Source organism: Devosia sp. ZB163 (genome assembly GCF_028613635.1).
Classification (GTDB): Bacteria; Pseudomonadota; Alphaproteobacteria; order Rhizobiales; family Devosiaceae; genus Devosia_A.
On record NZ_JAQRMY010000003.1, the window covers coordinates 564,880 to 581,179 of the forward strand.

The following is a 16,300-nucleotide window of genomic DNA, read 5'->3' on the forward strand; positions in this document are numbered from 1 at the left end:
ACCGCGTGCGATAGGAGTCATGAGACGAACCGCTTCGGCGCATGTCGGCTTCTGCATCAACGTGCTGGCGAGCCTCTTCAGGCCGTCGTCAGCACGCGATCGAGGCTGGACAGCATGCGGTAGGCGCCGTGCCAGTAGAGCAGGGGCTCGGCGCGGTCGCGGATCACCACCGACTTCGGACGGCCGATGAGGATGGTGTGCGAGTGGCGGTCGATGGCCTCCTCGAGCTCGCAGTCGATCAGGGCGAGGGCGCCCGGATTGCCGAGCGCGCCCGATGGCATCTGCTGCCAGGTGGCGTCGCGGTAACGCGCGGCGCCGCGGCTGCCGTCGCGGCCGGTGAAGTGCTCGGCAATGTGCAGTTGGTCGCTCGCCAGCACGTTGATGCAGAAGGCGCCATGCTCGAGCAGGACCGACGACACCGAGGACTGCCGGTTGAGGCAGACCAGCAGTGCCGGCGGATCCATGCTGAGCGAGGTCACCGAGGTGGCGGTGAGACCGGTGCGGCTTTCGCCGCGACCGGTCGTCACCACGCTGACCGCGGCCGCGAGGTGGCGCATGGCGGTCTTGAAGCCCCGCGTCTCGTCGGTGGGATCGGGGATCACCTCGGCAACGGTCATGGTCAGGCTGCGGCCGGGGTCGGTTCGCCGATCGACAGCATCAGCCGGTTGGCCCAGTTGAAGAAGGCGGCGGCCTGGATCAGGTCGGCGATGGCGAGATCGTCGAGGCCCTGCTGGCGCAGCGCGGCGATCTCGTTTGGTCCGAATTCCGACGGGGTCGCGGTGAGCTTCACCGAGGCATCGACCAGCGTATTCCAGCGCGGATCGAGATCGGCTTCGACGCCCTCGGCGAGCAGCTTGTCGACGTCATCCGGGCGCTTCGAGTAGGTCGCGGCGAAACGGGCGTGGACCGAGGCGCAGAAGATGCAGCCGTTGTAGCGCGAGGTTGCGGCCGCGGCGAGTTCGCGCTCGGCGCGGGGCAGGCCCGCGTCGGGATTGTAGAAGATGTCCTTGTCGGTGCGGGTGCGGGCGCCGAGGATGTCGGGGTCGCGGGCCAGCAGCATGAAATAGGGCGACTTGGCGCGGCTCGCTTCGGTGAGCCCGTCCCAGTGGCGCTGGGTCAGGTTCTCTTCCTGCAGCGGCTCGAGCCAGGGGGCCCAGCCGATGTTGTCGCGGGTGAAGGCGACGGGGCGGTTTGGATCGGAATAGGAGATGGCGGTTTCGGTCATGGTTCTGAACCTTACTCGGCGGCAACGGACTGCTGCTCGCTCTGGGCGAGCGCGCGGAGGCCGGTGACGACACGGATCTGGAAGGAGAGGAAGGCAACGAGCTGGCTGAGCGTGACGATGTCGTCGGTGGACCAGCCGGCGTTCAGCAGGGCCTCGAGGGCTGCCGAACTCGCGTCGCGCGGGCGGAAGACGAGCAGGTGGGCATGCACCAATGCTGCGCCGAGGCGGCCGAGCACGGCACGGTTGGCCGAGTCCGGAGCATAGACGAGGCCGGGCTTGTCTTCGTCGCTCAGCGGGCCTTCGGGGTAGTTGCCGTAGGGGCCGGAGGTTTCGCCGCGACGGATCTCGCTGCTGATGGCGCCGAGCAGGCCCGGGCGATCATGGTGGCCTAGGGCTTCGCGATAGAAGGCGGCCACGGACTCGTCGCGGTGTAGGCCGGCGACGAAATAGGCGATGGCGTAGCGCTCCTCGATCAGCACGGTGCCGGGCGCGGCGGGCTCGAACAGTGCCTCGTAGCTCAGCTGGGCATTGTCGCGCGCGGCCTGGCGGTTGGAGCGGACGCGGTCAAGCGACGAGCCGGGTACGATCCCGACGAGCTTGTCGATGACGTCGATCTTGGTGGTCATGGTGGTTGGCTCCTTGTTCGTTCAGCGCACGACGCTGAGGCGCGGTGCGGGCTTTGCGGATCGTGCCCAGCCCAGTTGCGGGGCGACGTGGGCGGCGATCAGCTCGATCGAGCGCAGCGTGAGTTCGTGCGGCGGATCGACCGAGTGGACCTGGAAGACGATGTCGGTGACGCGCGGCAGCGTGCTGTCGCGGGAAAGGCTCTCGAGCACGTCGTCGACGGTGCCGACATGGGTGTCGGTGGCGGCGATGAGGTAGTCGAGATCGTCGCTCTCGAACTTGTGGCCGCTCTTGGCGAGGCCGATCGCGGCCTTGCGCAGCCCGATGCCGGCGTAGTGGCGCGCCTCGTCGCGGCTGTCGGCGACGAACAGGGTGCGCGAGGCGGTGATGCGCGGTGCGATCTCGCCTGGCAGATTTTCGAGATAGGCGTCGATGATCGGATGCTGCAGGTCGGCCAGCGAGGCCCCGAGGTTCTCCGCCGGGCGAGGCTGCGTGCGCGACAGCATCAGGCCGTCGCCGGCCTTGCCGGCGCGGGCGCCGCCGGCCACCGAGAAGGTGGCCTGCCAGAACCGTTCCAGCAGTTGCGGAGCGGCGGGGTAGAGCCGGGTATCACCGGCCAGGGGAGAGCCCGACAGCGCCGTGCGGAAGGTCTCGAGATGCTTGTCGTAGATGGTCGCCTTGTCCTTCACGTCGTAGCCGAAGGCGGTGAAGGACGAGGGGGTGCCGCCGGAGCCGAGGCCGAGCTCGAGCCGGCCGCCCGAGAGCAGGTCGAGCACCGCGGCATCTTCGGCGGCGCGGATCGGGTGTTCGAGCGGCAACGTGATGATGCCGGTACCCAGCCTGATGCGCTCGGTGCGCGCCGCGACATGGGCCAGGAACACCAGGGGCGAGGGCAGGCCGCCCTCGTCGCGGTGGAAATGGTGCTGGGCGATCCAGGCGCTGTCGAAGCCATTGGCTTCGGCGTGGACGATCTGCTCGGTGGCGAAGCGGTAGCGGTCGCCGGGCGAGGCATCTTCGAGCAGCCGGGTGAAGAAACCGAGGCGCTTGGGGAGGATCGTATCAGGCAAGAGCGTGGCTCCTTTTTCCGGGAATGGCGTCGATGAGTTCGCGCGTGTAGTCGCTCTGGGGGCGAAGGAAGACGTCCTCGACGCTCCCGGCTTCGACCTGCTGGCCGTTGTGAAGCACCGACACGGTGTCGGAGATCTGCCGGACTACGGCGAGGTCGTGCGAAACGAAGAGGTAGGTGAGCCCGCGCTCCTTCTGCAGCTCGTCGAGCAGCTTCAGGATCTGGGCCTGCACGGTGACGTCGAGGGCGGAGACCGCCTCGTCGAGCACCAGCACCTTGGGATCGAGGATCAGCGCGCGGGCAATGGCGACGCGCTGGCGCTGTCCGCCGGACAGGGCGCGCGGGCGGCGCTTGCGCAGCGCCTCGGGCAGGCCGACGCGTTCGAGCAGGGCGTTGACCTTCTGGGCGCGGACGGCAGCGTCGCGTTCGCCGAAGTTGATCAGCGGCTCCTCGACGATGCCGAACACGGTCTGGCGCGGATCGAGCGAGGAGAAGGGGTTCTGGTAGACGAGCTGGATCGTCTGCCGGAATTTCCGCAGCGCCTCGCCCTTCAGTGCGGAGATGTCGGTGCCCGCGATGCGGATGGCGCCGGCCGTGGGGCGGCCGAAACCGACGATGTCGCGGACCGTGGTGGTCTTGCCCGAGCCGGATTCGCCGACGATGGCGTGGGTGGTGCCGGCGCGGACGGTGAAGGAGACGCTGTCGACGGCGCGGAAGGGTTCCCGGCCGCTGGACTGGTACTCGTGAACGAGGTTGTCGACGATGATGGCGTCCTCGCCCGGGGCGGGCGCGGCGCGGAAGGTCCTGGCGGAAAGCGACGGGGCGTCCGCCAGCAGGCGCCGGGCGTAGGGGCTGCGAGGCGACGCCAGCAGCGACGCCGTTTCGCCGGTCTCCTGGATGCGGCCGCCCTGCAGCACGACGATGCGGTCGGCGCGGTCCGCGGCGACGCCGAGGTCGTGCGTCACCAGCAACACGGCGGTGCCGTTCTCGCGGCGCAGCTCGTCGATGAGATCGAGAATGCGGCGCTGCACGGTGACGTCGAGGGCGCTGGTCGGCTCGTCGGCGATGATCAACTGCGGCTTCAGGGCGATGGCGGTGGCGATGAGCACGCGCTGCTTCATGCCGCCCGAGAGTTCGTGCGGATATTGCCTCGCGCGCAGTTCGGGATCGGAGAGGCCGACGCGGCCGAGGAGTTCGATCACCCTAGCCTCGATCAGACTGCGGTCACGTTCGCCGTGGATGCGAAGGATTTCGCCGACCTGCGCGCCGACGGTCCTCACCGGGTTGAGGGAACTCGTGGGGTCCTGCGGGATGAGGCTGATCTGGCGCCCGCGGATGACGTCGAGGCGCTTGCCGCTCCAGCGCGAGATATCCTCGCCGTTGAGGCGGATGGCGCCGGTTTCGATGCGGCCGTTTTCGGGCAGCAGGCCAATTACCGCCTGCGCGGTGGTGGTCTTGCCCGAGCCGGATTCACCGACGAGCGCGACCACCTCGCCGGGGGCGATGGCGAAGCTCACCTCGTGGGTCACCCGCGCGGTGTGGTCGCCTTCGCGATAGGCGACCGAGAGGTTTTCGACCGAGAGCAGGGGCGTGGTCACTTGCGGCCTCCGAGCGACTGGCTGATGCGGTTGGCGGAGAGGACGACGAGCACGACGACGATGCCAGGCGCCGTGGTGAGCCACCAGGCGGTCCCGATGTAGTTGCGGCCCTCGGCGATCAGCAGGCCCCATTCGGGGGTCGGCGGCGGGGCGCCGTAGCCGAGAAAGCCGAGGGTGGAGATGGCAAGGATCGCGCCGCCGAACTGCAGCGCCGCGAAGCCGAGCACCGAGACCAGCGAGTTGGGCAGCACATGGCGCCACAGCACGGCGAGGAAGGTGCCGCCCGAGCCGAAGGCGGCCTCGACATACTCTGAGCGCCGGACACGCACCACTTCGGAGCGGGAGAGGCGGGCGAAGGCTGCAACCGAGGTGATGCCGACCGCGATGGCGGCGTTCACCGTGCCGAAGCCGAGAAGGATGATGATCGAGAGCATCAGCAGCAGGCCCGGGATCGACAGCAGCACGTCGACGAGCCGCATGATGCCGTCCTCGACGATGCCGCCGGTCGAGCCGGCGATGACGCCGAACGCGGTACCGACAACGAGGCCGACGGCGACCGCGACGAAGGCGCCGGTCAGCGAATGCACCGCGCCGTAGACGATGCGGGTGAACAGGTCGCGGCCGAGCGCGTCGGTGCCGAGGATATGGAGTGCGCTCGGTGCCTTCAGCTTTTCCACCGGCACGCCCTGCACGGGGCTGTAGCTGGTGAAGAGCTGCGGGAAGAGCGCGAACAGCACCACGATGGCGATGACGATCCAGGCGAGGACGAGCCCCGGCTGCAGGCGCCTGAGGCGCGCGCCGAGGCCGCTGGCGGTGCGGCCGTGCGAGGCGGAGGCGAGGCCGTCCACTGTACCGATGCTGCTCATGCGAGAACTCCCTTGGCCTTGCGGAGGCGCGGATCGAAGACGGGGTAGAGAAGGTCGACGGCGAGGTTCACCAGCACGAAGGCGGCGGCCGAGAACACCACCACGGCCTGGATGACGCTGGTGTCCTGGAAGCGGACCGAGCGCTCCGTGAGCCCGCCGATGCCGTTGAGGCCGAACACCGTCTCGGTGATGACGGCGCCGGCGAGGAGTTCGCCGAACAGGATGCCGGCGATGGTGAGGGTCGGGAGCAGCGCGTTCCTCGCCACATGCTTCCACAGCACCCAGGTGGGCGAGGCACCCTTGGCGCGGGCGACCGCGACGTAGCCCTGCGTCGAGGCCTCATCGATGTTGCGCAGCAGGATCTGCGCCAGCGGCGCCGAGATCGGCACGGCGAGGGTGATGACGGGGAGGATCAGGCCCTCGATCTCGCCGGGGTTGATGACGGAGATCCACTTCAGCCGGAACGAGAAGATCTGGATCAGCATGATGCCGAGCCAGAACACCGGGATGGAGACGAACAGCGCCGGGATCGACTGCAGCGCGCCGCGCAGCCAGGCAAAGGGCGCCAGCGTGGCGAGGAACGCGATGGCGAGCGCCAGAGCCGTCGCGAGAATGAGGCCGAGACTGGCGAGGCGCGCCGTGGCCGGCAGGTTGGCGAGCAGTTCATGCGCCACCGGCACCGAGCCGACCACCGAGTAGCCGAACTGGCCGGTGAGGAAGTTGCCGAGCGTGTGCAGGTATTGCTGCCAGAGCGGGCTGTCGACGCCGTAGGCCTCGCGCAGGGCCGCGATCTGCTCGGGGCCGAGGCCGAGCTCGGGGTTCTGGAACTTGATGAGGATGGCGTCGCCGGGCAGCGCCTGCAGCAGCAGGTACGACACCGTGAAGGCGATCCAGAGGACGAGCAGGGCCTGTCCGAGGCGGCTCAGGATGTAGCGCGACATTGGCGGCGCTCCGGCAAGGAAAGGGGCGGGGTAGCCCCGGGCATCGCTGCCCGGGACCGGGGGAGTACGATCAGTGGGCTGCCAGCCAGGTGTTGTAGAAGCTCGGCCGGCCGACGGCCTCGAACTCGAGCCCGTTCACGTAGGGGGCCGTGGCGAAAGCCTGCGGCTCTTCGAAGAACGGGATCGTGTAGGCCTGGTCGAGAACGTGGTTCTGGATCTCGCCGGAGATGGCGAGGCGCTTCTCGCGATTGGTCTCGGCGGCGAGGCCTTCGAGCAGGGCGTTCAGCTTCTCGTCGACGAAGTTGGTCTTGTCGGACGAGCCGCCCTTCTGCAGCAGCCAGTCGCGGTTCTTGGGGTAGTAGGCCGACTTGATCACGTCGGGATCGGCGCGGCCGACCATGGTCACGTTGACCGGGGTCTTCAGCGGATCGAGCAGGTCGAGCGTGCGGCTGCCCGCATCACCGGCCAGCACGTTGAGCTTCACGCCCACCTGGGCCCACTGCTGGGCGAGCAGTTGCAGCACGCCCTCGTTCTGCGGCTGCGGCAGCGAGACGTAGACGGTGAGGTCGAGCTTGCTGCCATCCTTTTCGAGGATGCCGTCGGCGCCCGGCGTCCAGCCGGCTTCGGCGAACAGGGCCTTGGCCTTGTCCTGGTCGAAGACCAGCTTGTCGCTCAGATCGACATAGCCGGCCGCCTGCGAGGAGAGGATCGACGTCGCGAGCGGGTAGTTCGCCGAGAACAGGGTGTCGACGATCTCCTTGCGGTTGGTCGCAAGGAGCAGGGCCTGGCGGACCCTCAGGTCGGCGACCAGCGGATTGTCCGGGCGGAAGCTGATGGCGTTGTTGAGGCCACGGGTGCCCGGTGCATAGATCGGGAAGCCGGCGTCCACCACCTGCGGCTCGTCATAGGCCTGGATCTGCCGGATGGCGTCGGCCTGGCCGGCGAGCAGGGCGCCGATGCGCACGCTGTCCTCGGGGGTGATGATGTACTTGATGCCGTCGAGATAGGCGCGGCCCTGGTGCGCAAACTTGACCGGACCCCAAGTGTAGTCCTCGCGGGCCTTGAGGTTCAGCTCCTTGCCGAGCGTCTCGCTCTCGACCACGAACGGGCCGGTGCCGATGATCTTGGTGGCATCGCCGAGCTCGTCATAGGGCCGGGCGAGCGTGGACGCCGCGACGATGCCCGACCCGATCACGGCAGTCCCCTGCAGGAAGCCCGGCGAAGGCGCCTTGAAGTGGAACCTGACGGTCAGGTCGTCGATGACCTCGGCGCGGTCGTAGTTGTTGATGACTTCCGAGACCGGGTACTTCAGGTCCTTATTGCCGAGGCCGAAGGTGTCGTAGTTGAGCGCTACGGTCTTGGCGTCGAGGGGCGTGCCGTCCGAGAAGGTGACGCCCGGACGGAGCTTGAAAGTGTACTCGGTGGCGGTGTCGTTGACTTCCCAGCTCTCGGCCAGCCACGGCTCGATCTCGAGCGTCTGGGGGTTCTGGTAGGTCAGCTTGTCTGTGATCTGGTTGAGCACGCCGCCGTTCGGATAGAACCCGCCGGCCGGGGGGTAGAGGTTCGTGTGAGCCTGCTGCTCGAGATAGATCAGCGTGCCGCCGGTGACGGGCGCATCCTGCGCGAATGCGGGCATTGCCATGCCGGCGAGGAGCGCTCCGGCGAGACCCTTCAGCGCCGTGCGGCGGTCGAGTGTGAGAATGGAGCGTACCAACGCTGCCTCCTTGAATTGCACCATCCGGCCCTCGCCGGACGTCACAGAAGGGTAGCGCGCGCCCCGAGATGCACAACTAACTCTATCGAAATAGTAGTCTTAATTGTCGCCCGCCGATGGACGTGAATTCTCCGAGTTTTCCGTTCGGGAGAACCGTACGCTGCGAGCGTGGCCCCGGCGCAGGGCGGACACCGGAGGGCAATTGGCTGGGCAACGGCGAGGCCCCCCGCGGACCTCCATCGCTCTGCCGTGCTACAGAATCTCTCTCATCCGCTGGTCGACGATCTCGCTTTGCCTGATCCGCCGGAGCCAGCCCTGGGATGCCGAGGGCGCACCCAGGCAGGGGAGCTCGCCGTTGTCAGAAGCCTGCCCGAACAAGCTACCGGCCTGGGTCGGGAGCGGGCATTCCCGGATGTTTCGAGGAGTGTCCGCAACTGGGCGCATAGCGGCCTTTAGCGGCTCCTCCGATTACTGCCAGATGTTGATGGTCGCCAGGATTCGCATCAGGTGGTCGGAGACCAGCTCCTCCGCCCGCTTGGCGTTGCGGTCGGCGATGGCATCGACGATGGCCTTGAGGTCCTTGTGCGTCTGCTGCTTGACCGGATCGGGGGCTGGTTTGTCGGTGTCGTGGCCGTCGAACAGCACGGCGCGGCGGTCGTCGAGGATCGAACTCATGATCTGCACCAGGAACTTGTTCTTGGTGGCCGCGAACATGGCCCGGTGCAGCGCGTAGATGCTCTCCTTGAAGTCTTCCCAGGTTGGCGCCGAGACGATTTCGTCGAGCACCCGGCGCATTTCAGCGATCTCGGCTTCCTGCACCCGGTTGACCACCAGATGCATCATCGCCGGCTCGAACAGCAACCGGCCTTCGACGATCTCGGCGAACGACGGCACGCCGTCATGCGGGGTGGCGCTCGTCTGGTCCATGCGATCGAAGACGTTCTGCGCATCGTCGGTGAGGAAGGTGCCCGAACCGACGCGCCGGTGGACGAGACCTTGACGCTCCATCATCGCCAGCGCCGAACGCACCGCCGTGCGGCTGGTGTTGAGCTGCAGTGCCAGTTCGCGCTCATTGGGCAGCTTGGCGCCCGGCACCATCAGCCCATCGCGAATTGAGCGCAGGAGCGAGCGATAAACCAGGGATGGCGTGGCCCGCTCGTTGGTAGAGATGGAGGCGAGCTGCGGCGTCGCGCCGTTGGTATTCATTGCGGATGGTCCTCGAAGCGGTCAGCAATGAGCAGAATCAGTCTGTCATTGTCAACCATTGCAGTCCCATCGGACTGTCATGGCTTGGGCGGTTCCGGAATGCGCCAACCGCGAAAATCCTCGATGAAGGATGCGAGCGCCGCCACCGAACCATCGAAAAAGGCCTGTCCCGCCTCCGCGCTCGCCAGGGACGGATCGCCGAGGGTCCCGGTGGGCGAGAGATCCGCGAAATCGTGGTAGACCCGCACCGCCTGGCTGCCGATGAGGTCCGTGGTCAGGTAGCGAGAGCCCGGATCGGGATAGATGGTCTTGGCGCGGTCGATCTTTACCAGCTCGGGCCGCAGGTGCTGGACCAGCGACGTCTCGAACTCGCAGGCATGCCCCATGCCACCGGACTCGGAGTGCCGTAGTTCTGCGATCGAGTCGCGGGCCAGCGCGAAATAGGTGAGAGTCACGATCCGCGCGGTACCATAGTGCTTGTGCCCCAGCGTCGAGGCCAGCACGTCAATCACCCCGCCATTGCCGCCGTGGCCGTTGACCACGAGAATGCGGCGGAAGCCGTGCCTGACCACCGAGGCTACCACGTCCTCGGCCACCCCCATCAGCGTCTCTGCACGCAGCGTCACCGACCCGGGAAAGCGCATGTGGTGGGCCGAAAAGCCGTACCATGGCGGCGGCAGTACCACGACATTGCCGGCCCTGCCTGCCGCCGCCAGCGAGATTTCATGCGCCAGGATGGTGTCCGTGCCCAGCGGCATGTGGTCGCCGTGCTGCTCCACCGAGCCGATGGGGAAGACCACGACGGTCTTCTCCCGGTCGAGGGCGCCGATCTCCGGCGAAGTCAGTTCGTCCCAACGCATCAGCGCACCGTGAATGTTGCAGTCTTGAGATCGCACATGGCGGTGAGTGCATGCTTGCCGCCGACGCGGCCCATGCCGCTGTCCTTGCCGCTTGCGCCGCCGAAGGGGATGTGGAGTTCCCAGTAGTTGGAGGTGTCGTTGATGTTGACGATGCCGGTCGGCATCTCCTCGATATAGCGGAACGCCCGGTTGATATCCTGGGTGAAGACCGACGAGACGAGACCGTAGCGATTGTCACGCGCCAGCTCGAAGGCCTGCTCGTCGTTGTCGATCACCAGCAGCGGCGCTACCGGCCCGAATGTCTCCTCGGTGTTGATCAGCGCCTCGCGGGAAACGTTGGTCAACACGGTCGGTTCGAAGAACAATGGACTCAGCGCGTCGTCCGGCCGCTTGCCGCCGGTGATGGCCTGGGCGCCGCGGTTGAGGGCGTCGCCGACATGCTCGGCCACCTTCCTGGCCACGGCCGGATTATTGAGCGGCCCCATGGTCGTGCCAGCCTTCCGCGGGTCGCCCAGCACCACCTCGCGCGCCTTGTGCGCCATGCGCTCGGCGAACTCGTCATAAACCTTGCGGTGCACGAGGATGCGCTCGGACGACGAGCAGACCTGCCCGGCATTGACGAACGAGCCCGAAGCCGTGGCCGCCGCTGCGAGGTCCAGGTCGGCATCCTCGAGGATCACCACCGGACCATTGCCCCCGAGTTCCATGAGCTGCGGCTTGCCGGCGGCGCGCTGGCTTATCAGCTTGCCGGTCGCGGCGCTGCCTGTGAAGCCGACGGCGTCGGTGCCGGGGTTCGAGACGATCTCGTCGCCCACCACCGCGCCGGCGCCCGTGACAAGGTTGAGGATGCCCGGCGGCAAGTCGGCGTCTTCGATCGCTTCGACCAGCGCCACCGCGACCAGCGCTGTCGTAGGGGCAGGGGCCCAGACGATGGTGTTGCCGGCCGCGAGGCCCGGCGCAATGTACTCGACCGGGATGTTGACAGGGAAGTTCCACGGCGTGACCACCGCATAAACGCCACGCGGCCGGTAGAAAGTCATCACCCGCTTGGTGGGATCTTCGGTTGGGATGGTCGCTCCCTCGAGATACTTCACGAGGTCAGCGGCGAGGTTGAAGCCGTCCACTGACTTGCCGACTTCGAAGAACGCTTCGGCATAGGGCTTGCCCTGTTCCAGCGTCAGCAGCGTCGCCAGCTGTTCGCGCCGCCTCGCGATGGCGTCGCCAATCCGACGCATGGACCTTGCCCGGTCCCAGGTCGAAACCTTGCGCCATTCGCCTTGGGCCGTGCGTGCAGCGGCGATCGCTTCCTGAGCAAGTACGCGAGAACTCCAGGTCAGCTGACCGATCTCGCTCTCATCGATGGGCGAGCGCTGCGTCCTGATTTCGCCCCGAGGGTCACCCCGCCATGCGCCGCCGACATAATTGGTTTGAGCGTTTTCGGCCATGCGTGCCTATTTCATAAAAGTGGTTGCAAATGATCACAAGTGGTTCATATAGTCCAACCAGCGGGCGGGGTGTCAACGGGAAATGGGGCCTCCGCCGTCGAGCACGGTTCGCCACCAGAGCGAACCGCTAGAGGACAGAGAGGATGGACCCAAAATGCAGCTCAGGAAACTCCTGACCGCCTCGGCTATTGCCGTTGGCCTCGCCGCCCAGCCTACGATAGCGCAGGACATCACGCTTGAATTCGTCGTCTGGAACTATTCCCTCGAGACCGTTCAGGACAACGTCGCCAAGTTCGAGGCAGAAAATCCCGGCATCAAGGTCAACGTCACCGACTATGCTTGGCCGGACTACAACGACAGTCTGATCCTGCGCATTCGAGGCAATACGCCCACCGACGTTGTCTACGGTGGTCAGGATTGGTTGCCTGCATGGGGTGCGGCGGGCTTCATCGCGCCGCTCGACTCCGTCGCCCCGGCCGGCGCCATCGACGAGCTGACCAAGGACATTGCCGGCTTCGCTCTGACCGACGTCACCTACGACGGCAAGGTCTATGGTCTGCCTTACTACTCGGACACCATCAGCTTCATCTACAACAAGAAGATACTTGAGGATAACGGCATCCCCGTACCCACGACCTGGGAAGAGGTCACTGCCGCGGCCGAAAAGCTCAAGGCCGGCGGCATGGATAAGCCGATCATCTACGAATACGACCAGGAACTGCCCAACTTCTACGACGCCTTCGTGGCCCAGTCCTATGGCCGTGGCGCCGAGATGTTCGATGCCGACCTGAACCCGCTCTTCGCCGATCCCGGGAATGGAGCCTACAAGCAGTTGCAGTGGCTCGCGGATGCCTGGTCCAAGGGCCTCGTGCAGCCCGACTCGCATGAGTCGACCATCATCCCGGCGATGAACACGGGCAATCACGCCTTCACGGTCGTGTTCACCTACGTGCTTGCCGCGCTCAACGATGCCGCAACCCAGCCGCTCGCCGGCCAGTTCGCAATCGCCCCGATGCCGGGCGAGACGCATTCGACGCTCGGCTTTGCCAAGTCCTACGTCATCACCGCCAAGACTGCGGCCGATCCAGCCCGCGCCGAGGCGGCGTGGAAGTTCGTGAACTTCATGGCCGGCAAGCCCTATACGGTCGCCAAACGGTGGGCTGTCGAAAAGGGCCTCGGCTTCGGCCAGCTGCCGCTGTTCGAAGACCAGGACGTGATCACGGCCTGGGGCAAGTGGGCTGACGTCGCCGCACTTGGCAAGCAGGCGTCCATCGCCAAGGCCGGCACCTATACCGAGTTCTCCTCGGTCTGGTCCGCTTACTTCCGCCCGCTGCTCGCCCAGGCCATGGTCGGCGAAACGCCGGTGGACGAGGTGATGAAGGCGGGCGCGCAGCGCTGGACCGAGCTCAAACAGCAGTTCGCCTCACGCTGACTAAGCAGCTTGCTCCTCCCGAGGCCGGTGGGCGGCCAAAGCCGCCCATCATCTCCCCCTGAGGCGACCATGTGGACCATCAATCGCTATCCGGGCGCGTGGCTGTTGCCGGCGTTGCTGCCCGTCATCCTGCTGACCGTCTATCCGATCGGTCACGCGCTGTGGACCTCGCTGCACGAGGTGATGATCCTGTTTCCCGGCGAGCCCTTCGTCGGCCTCAAGAACTATCAGCGGGTCATCGTCGGTGATTATTTCGGCGTCGCCCTCCGCAACTCACTGGTCTTCACGCTGATCGCTGCGCCCTCGGTGGTGGTGTTCGGCACGCTGATCGCGCTGTTCCTGCAGAAGCGCTTCTTTGGCTCGCAGGTGCTCCGCTCCGTCGTGCTGCTACCCTGGGTACTGCCCGGCGCCATCTCCGCGGTGCTCTGGGTCTGGGTGTTTCATCCGAGCTTCGGCTTCCTCAATGGTCTGATGATCGACCTCGGGGTGATCGACACTCCCATCGGCTGGCTCACCAATCCGCGCACTGCGCTCGGCGCCGTCATCGTCGCCCATGTCTGGACGCAAATCCCCTTCGCCGTCGTGCTGATGATGGCCGCGCTCTCGACCATCAATGGCGAGACCCTTGAAGCCGCCGCCATCGATTGCCGGAGCGCGTGGAAGCGCTTCCGCTACGTCATCCTTCCCGAGATCAAGTCGATGATCGTGGTGCTACTGGTCTACAACGCGCTAACTGCCTTCACGAGCTACGACATCGTCTATGCGATGACCGGCGGCGGACCGGGCACCGCGACGACGCTGCTCAGCTTCCAGATCTGGCGCGAGAGTTTCTCCATGTACGATTTCGGCGCCGGGTCGGCGGTGGCCTTCATCGTCGTGCTCATCAGCGCAATGCTGATCGTCGCGATCACCAGGGCGCTCCCCTCCGACCTCTTCGCGGGGGAATGAGATGGCGGGCCGCCTGCATCCGCTACTCACCTTCGCCTTCGGCGCGCTGATCCTGCTGTTCAGTGGTGGCCCCGTGCTGCTGTCGCTCTATGGCAGTCTGGTGCCCGACAAGGTTTTGCTGAGCCCCGATAAAAGCCTCTTCACCGAAGGGCCGAACTTCGACACTTATCGCTACGTCTTCACCGGCCAGTTGCCCGACAGCTACAATGCCGAAGGCACCAATCGCGCCATGATCTCGGATGCTGCCCGCCAGGTACCGCAGGCCCTGGTCAACTCCTCGCTCAACGCGCTCGCCGCCATGGTGCTGAACCTCATCCTCGGCGCCCCCGCCGCATTCGTCTTTGCGCGCTACATCTTCCCCGGCAAGAAGGTGAGCTTCCTCTATCTCATCCTCTCGCCGCTGGTGCCGGCCGTTGCGCTGGTAACGCCCATCTACATGATGCTGCAGGCCATGAACCTGGTCGGCACCCAGCTCGGCATCATCCTCGTCCATACGGCCAAGGCGCTGCCCTTTACCGTGCTGATCCTTTCCGTCTTCTTCCGCAAGATCCCGGCCGAGATCTTCGAGGCTGCCGTGCTCGATCATTGCGACCGCTTCCAGACCTTCTGGCGCGTCGCCGTACCGCTGGCGCTGCCCTCCATTGGCGCCACCGGCCTGTTCGCGTTCATGTTGAGTTATTCGGAGTTCATGTTTGCGATGATCCTGTCCGGAAGCAGCGAAACGCGCCCCGCTTCCGTGGTGATGGCGGCCCTCGCGCGCAACACGGACGTGAGCTGGAGCCTCCTCAACACCGCGATCTTCATCGCCATCGTCCCCACCCTGGTATTGGTCATCCTCGTCTGGCGCTTCGTCGTCGAAGGCCTCCTCTCCGGCGCGGTAAAGGGTTGAAACAGTGAGCGATTTCCACCCCCTCAAGACCCGTCCCGGGAACGCACGCCAGCACGTGACCGCCGGCCCCTATTCACCGGTGCTCGAAGTCGATGCCCGCCACCTCGTGGTGCTCTCCGGTCAGGTCGCGGTCGACCTCGAAGGCCATGTCATCGGCACCACCATCGAAGAGCAGACCACCGCCACTTTGCGCAATTGCGCCGTGCAGTTGGCGACTGCCGGCTGCTCGCTGGCCGACGTGTTCAAGGTGAACATCTACCTTACCGACCTCGTCGACTGGGCGCGCTTCAACAGCATCTACGAAGAGCTCATGCCCGAGCCGTTGCCGGTACGCACCGCAGTGCAGGCGATCCTGCTCCCGGGCTATCTCGTCGAAATCGAAATGTGGGCCGTAAAGGCGAAAGGCTGAACCGTGGCGTCGATCGATCTCCAGAACATCCGGAAGACCTTCGGCAAGGTCGAGGTCGTGCACGATCTCAGCCTCGCGGTCCGCGACCGCGAACTGCTCGTCTTCGTCGGCCCCTCGGGCTGCGGCAAGTCGACGTTGCTGCGCATGATCGCCGGCCTCGAGGAAATCTCGTCGGGCGAGCTGCGGATCGGAGGCAAGGCCATGAACAGGGTGCCGGCCGCCGATCGCGGCATCGCCATGGTGTTCCAGAGCTACGCGCTCTACCCACACATGACAGTGGCCGAGAACATGGGCTTCGCCCTCAAGATGATGGGCGTTGGCAAGGCCGAGATGGAGGACAAGGTGCGCGCGGCCGCGCGCATCCTGCAGCTCGAAGCTCTCCTTGATCGCAAGCCGCGGCAGCTTTCCGGCGGCCAGCGCCAACGCGTCGCCATCGGTCGCGCCATCACCCGCTCGCCCGATGTCTTCCTCTTCGACGAACCGCTCTCGAACCTCGATGCGGACCTCCGCGCCCAGATGAGGGTCGAGATCGCGCGGCTGCACGACGAACTCAAGACGACCATGATCTACGTTACCCATGACCAGATCGAAGCGATGACCCTGGCCGACCGCATTGTCATCCTCAACAACGGTCGCATCGAACAGGAGGGCGCGCCGCTCGATCTCTATCAGCAGCCGGCCAGCCGCTTCGTCGCAGGCTTCCTCGGTCAGCCCAGGATGAATTTCGTGCCCGTGGTCAGCGATGGCGCCGATCTCCGGCTGGGGGCAGGGGGCCCGGTCCTGGTCAGCCGCCCGCTCGCTGCCGGCAAGCCGCTGGAACTGGGTATCCGCCCCGATGCCATCGCGATCGCCGAAACCGGTATTCCCGCGCACATCGTCCTGGTGGAACGCCTCGGCGGTTCGAGCCTCGTTCACACCCGCGTCGAGGGACTGGAACCGCTCCTCACCATAGAGCTGCCCGGCACCTTCGAGGCCGCGACCGGCACCGCGTTGAAACTCGCTTTCGACCCATCCCGCGCCCATGTTTTCGACAGTGCGGGACACGCCGTATGATGCCGCCTCTGCACCATGGGAGGA

16 protein-coding genes are annotated in these 16,300 nt (G+C 66.1%); 5 read left to right on the plus strand and 11 right to left on the minus strand.

Annotated features, from left to right (window positions below; translation table 11 throughout):
* Window positions 1-77: 77 nt before the first annotated feature.
* The 11 genes from PRN20_RS16550 to PRN20_RS16600 all read right to left on the minus strand — a co-directional run bounded on the left by PRN20_RS16550 (window position 78) and on the right by PRN20_RS16600 (window position 11,545).
* On the minus strand, window positions 78-617 hold the full coding sequence (locus PRN20_RS16550) for a flavin reductase family protein (RefSeq protein WP_273958647.1): 540 nt from the start codon (window positions 615-617) through the stop codon (window positions 78-80).
* 2 nt (window positions 618-619) lie between these two features.
* Window positions 620-1,225, minus strand: a complete 606-nt coding sequence (locus PRN20_RS16555) for an alkylhydroperoxidase domain protein (protein WP_273958648.1) — start codon at window positions 1,223-1,225, stop codon at window positions 620-622.
* A gap of 11 nt (window positions 1,226-1,236) precedes the next feature.
* Window positions 1,237-1,851 carry a CMD domain protein gene (locus tag PRN20_RS16560; RefSeq protein ID WP_273958649.1) on the minus strand — a complete coding sequence of 205 codons (615 nt, stop codon included), beginning with the start codon at window positions 1,849-1,851 and terminating at the stop codon, window positions 1,237-1,239.
* Between the two features lie 21 nt (window positions 1,852-1,872).
* Window positions 1,873-2,916: a putative FMN-dependent luciferase-like monooxygenase gene (locus PRN20_RS16565; protein ID WP_273958650.1), complete on the minus strand. Its 1,044-nt coding sequence runs from the start codon at window positions 2,914-2,916 to the stop codon at window positions 1,873-1,875.
* Complete coding sequence (locus PRN20_RS16570) at window positions 2,909-4,513, minus strand: dipeptide ABC transporter ATP-binding protein (protein WP_273958652.1); 1,605 nt, start codon at window positions 4,511-4,513, stop codon at window positions 2,909-2,911. Before PRN20_RS16570 ends, PRN20_RS16565 begins: the two co-directional genes overlap by 8 nt.
* The gene (locus tag PRN20_RS16575; protein ID WP_273958653.1) at window positions 4,510-5,379 is read right to left on the minus strand and encodes an ABC transporter permease; all 870 of its coding nucleotides are present in this window, start codon (window positions 5,377-5,379) and stop codon (window positions 4,510-4,512) included. Before PRN20_RS16575 ends, PRN20_RS16570 begins: the two co-directional genes overlap by 4 nt.
* A complete protein-coding gene (locus PRN20_RS16580; protein WP_273958655.1) occupies window positions 5,376-6,320 on the minus strand; it encodes an ABC transporter permease in 945 nt (314 codons plus the stop codon). The genes PRN20_RS16575 and PRN20_RS16580 overlap by 4 nt, the downstream gene beginning before the upstream one ends.
* 70 nt (window positions 6,321-6,390) lie before the next feature.
* A complete protein-coding gene (locus PRN20_RS16585) occupies window positions 6,391-7,962 on the minus strand; it encodes a TIGR04028 family ABC transporter substrate-binding protein (protein WP_273959043.1) in 1,572 nt (523 codons plus the stop codon).
* Window positions 7,963-8,502: 540 nt separating this feature from the next.
* Window positions 8,503-9,240 carry a FadR/GntR family transcriptional regulator gene (locus tag PRN20_RS16590; RefSeq protein ID WP_273958656.1) on the minus strand — a complete coding sequence of 246 codons (738 nt, stop codon included), beginning with the start codon at window positions 9,238-9,240 and terminating at the stop codon, window positions 8,503-8,505.
* Window positions 9,241-9,317: 77 nt separating this feature from the next.
* The gene (locus PRN20_RS16595; protein WP_273958657.1) at window positions 9,318-10,100 is read right to left on the minus strand and encodes a creatininase family protein; all 783 of its coding nucleotides are present in this window, start codon (window positions 10,098-10,100) and stop codon (window positions 9,318-9,320) included.
* Complete coding sequence (locus PRN20_RS16600; RefSeq protein ID WP_273958658.1) at window positions 10,100-11,545, minus strand: aldehyde dehydrogenase family protein; 1,446 nt, start codon at window positions 11,543-11,545, stop codon at window positions 10,100-10,102. Before PRN20_RS16600 ends, PRN20_RS16595 begins: the two co-directional genes overlap by 1 nt.
* Window positions 11,546-11,699: 154 nt before the next feature.
* Here PRN20_RS16600 and PRN20_RS16605 point away from each other — a divergent pair, with 154 nt between their 5' ends.
* The 5 genes from PRN20_RS16605 to PRN20_RS16625 all read left to right on the plus strand — a co-directional run bounded on the left by PRN20_RS16605 (window position 11,700) and on the right by PRN20_RS16625 (window position 16,276).
* Entirely contained in the window at window positions 11,700-12,977 is a 1,278-nt protein-coding gene (locus PRN20_RS16605; protein WP_273958659.1) for an ABC transporter substrate-binding protein, read from the plus strand.
* Window positions 12,978-13,046: 69 nt separating this feature from the next.
* Window positions 13,047-13,925 (plus strand): carbohydrate ABC transporter permease, encoded by an 879-nt coding sequence (locus PRN20_RS16610; RefSeq protein ID WP_273958660.1) that lies wholly within the window; start codon window positions 13,047-13,049, stop codon window positions 13,923-13,925.
* A gap of 1 nt (window position 13,926) precedes the next feature.
* Entirely contained in the window at window positions 13,927-14,814 is an 888-nt protein-coding gene (locus PRN20_RS16615) for a carbohydrate ABC transporter permease (RefSeq protein ID WP_273958661.1), read from the plus strand.
* 4 nt (window positions 14,815-14,818) lie between these two features.
* On the plus strand, window positions 14,819-15,223 hold the full coding sequence (locus tag PRN20_RS16620; protein WP_273958662.1) for a RidA family protein: 405 nt from the start codon (window positions 14,819-14,821) through the stop codon (window positions 15,221-15,223).
* A 3-nt stretch (window positions 15,224-15,226) separates the two neighbouring features.
* The gene (locus tag PRN20_RS16625; RefSeq protein WP_273958663.1) at window positions 15,227-16,276 is read left to right on the plus strand and encodes an ABC transporter ATP-binding protein; all 1,050 of its coding nucleotides are present in this window, start codon (window positions 15,227-15,229) and stop codon (window positions 16,274-16,276) included.
* Window positions 16,277-16,300 lie beyond the last annotated feature (24 nt).

What these genes read in the sequence shown, in the direction of transcription:
- PRN20_RS16550 (WP_273958647.1), bottom strand. Translation starts at nt 617, where the DNA reads ATGACCGTTGCCGAGGTGATCCCCGATCCCACCGACGAGACGCGGGGC.
- PRN20_RS16555 (WP_273958648.1), bottom strand. Translation starts at nt 1,225, where the DNA reads ATGACCGAAACCGCCATCTCCTATTCCGATCCAAACCGCCCCGTCGCC.
- PRN20_RS16560 (WP_273958649.1), bottom strand. Translation starts at nt 1,851, where the DNA reads ATGACCACCAAGATCGACGTCATCGACAAGCTCGTCGGGATCGTACCC.
- PRN20_RS16575 (WP_273958653.1), bottom strand. Translation starts at nt 5,379, where the DNA reads ATGAGCAGCATCGGTACAGTGGACGGCCTCGCCTCCGCCTCGCACGGC.
- PRN20_RS16580 (WP_273958655.1), bottom strand. Translation starts at nt 6,320, where the DNA reads ATGTCGCGCTACATCCTGAGCCGCCTCGGACAGGCCCTGCTCGTCCTC.
- PRN20_RS16585 (WP_273959043.1), bottom strand. Translation starts at nt 7,962, where the DNA reads ATGGCAATGCCCGCATTCGCGCAGGATGCGCCCGTCACCGGCGGCACG.
- PRN20_RS16590 (WP_273958656.1), bottom strand. Translation starts at nt 9,240, where the DNA reads ATGAATACCAACGGCGCGACGCCGCAGCTCGCCTCCATCTCTACCAAC.
- PRN20_RS16595 (WP_273958657.1), bottom strand. Translation starts at nt 10,100, where the DNA reads ATGCGTTGGGACGAACTGACTTCGCCGGAGATCGGCGCCCTCGACCGG.
- PRN20_RS16600 (WP_273958658.1), bottom strand. Translation starts at nt 11,545, where the DNA reads ATGGCCGAAAACGCTCAAACCAATTATGTCGGCGGCGCATGGCGGGGT.
- PRN20_RS16605 (WP_273958659.1), top strand. Translation starts at nt 11,700, where the DNA reads ATGCAGCTCAGGAAACTCCTGACCGCCTCGGCTATTGCCGTTGGCCTC.
- PRN20_RS16610 (WP_273958660.1), top strand. Translation starts at nt 13,047, where the DNA reads ATGTGGACCATCAATCGCTATCCGGGCGCGTGGCTGTTGCCGGCGTTG.
- PRN20_RS16615 (WP_273958661.1), top strand. Translation starts at nt 13,927, where the DNA reads ATGGCGGGCCGCCTGCATCCGCTACTCACCTTCGCCTTCGGCGCGCTG.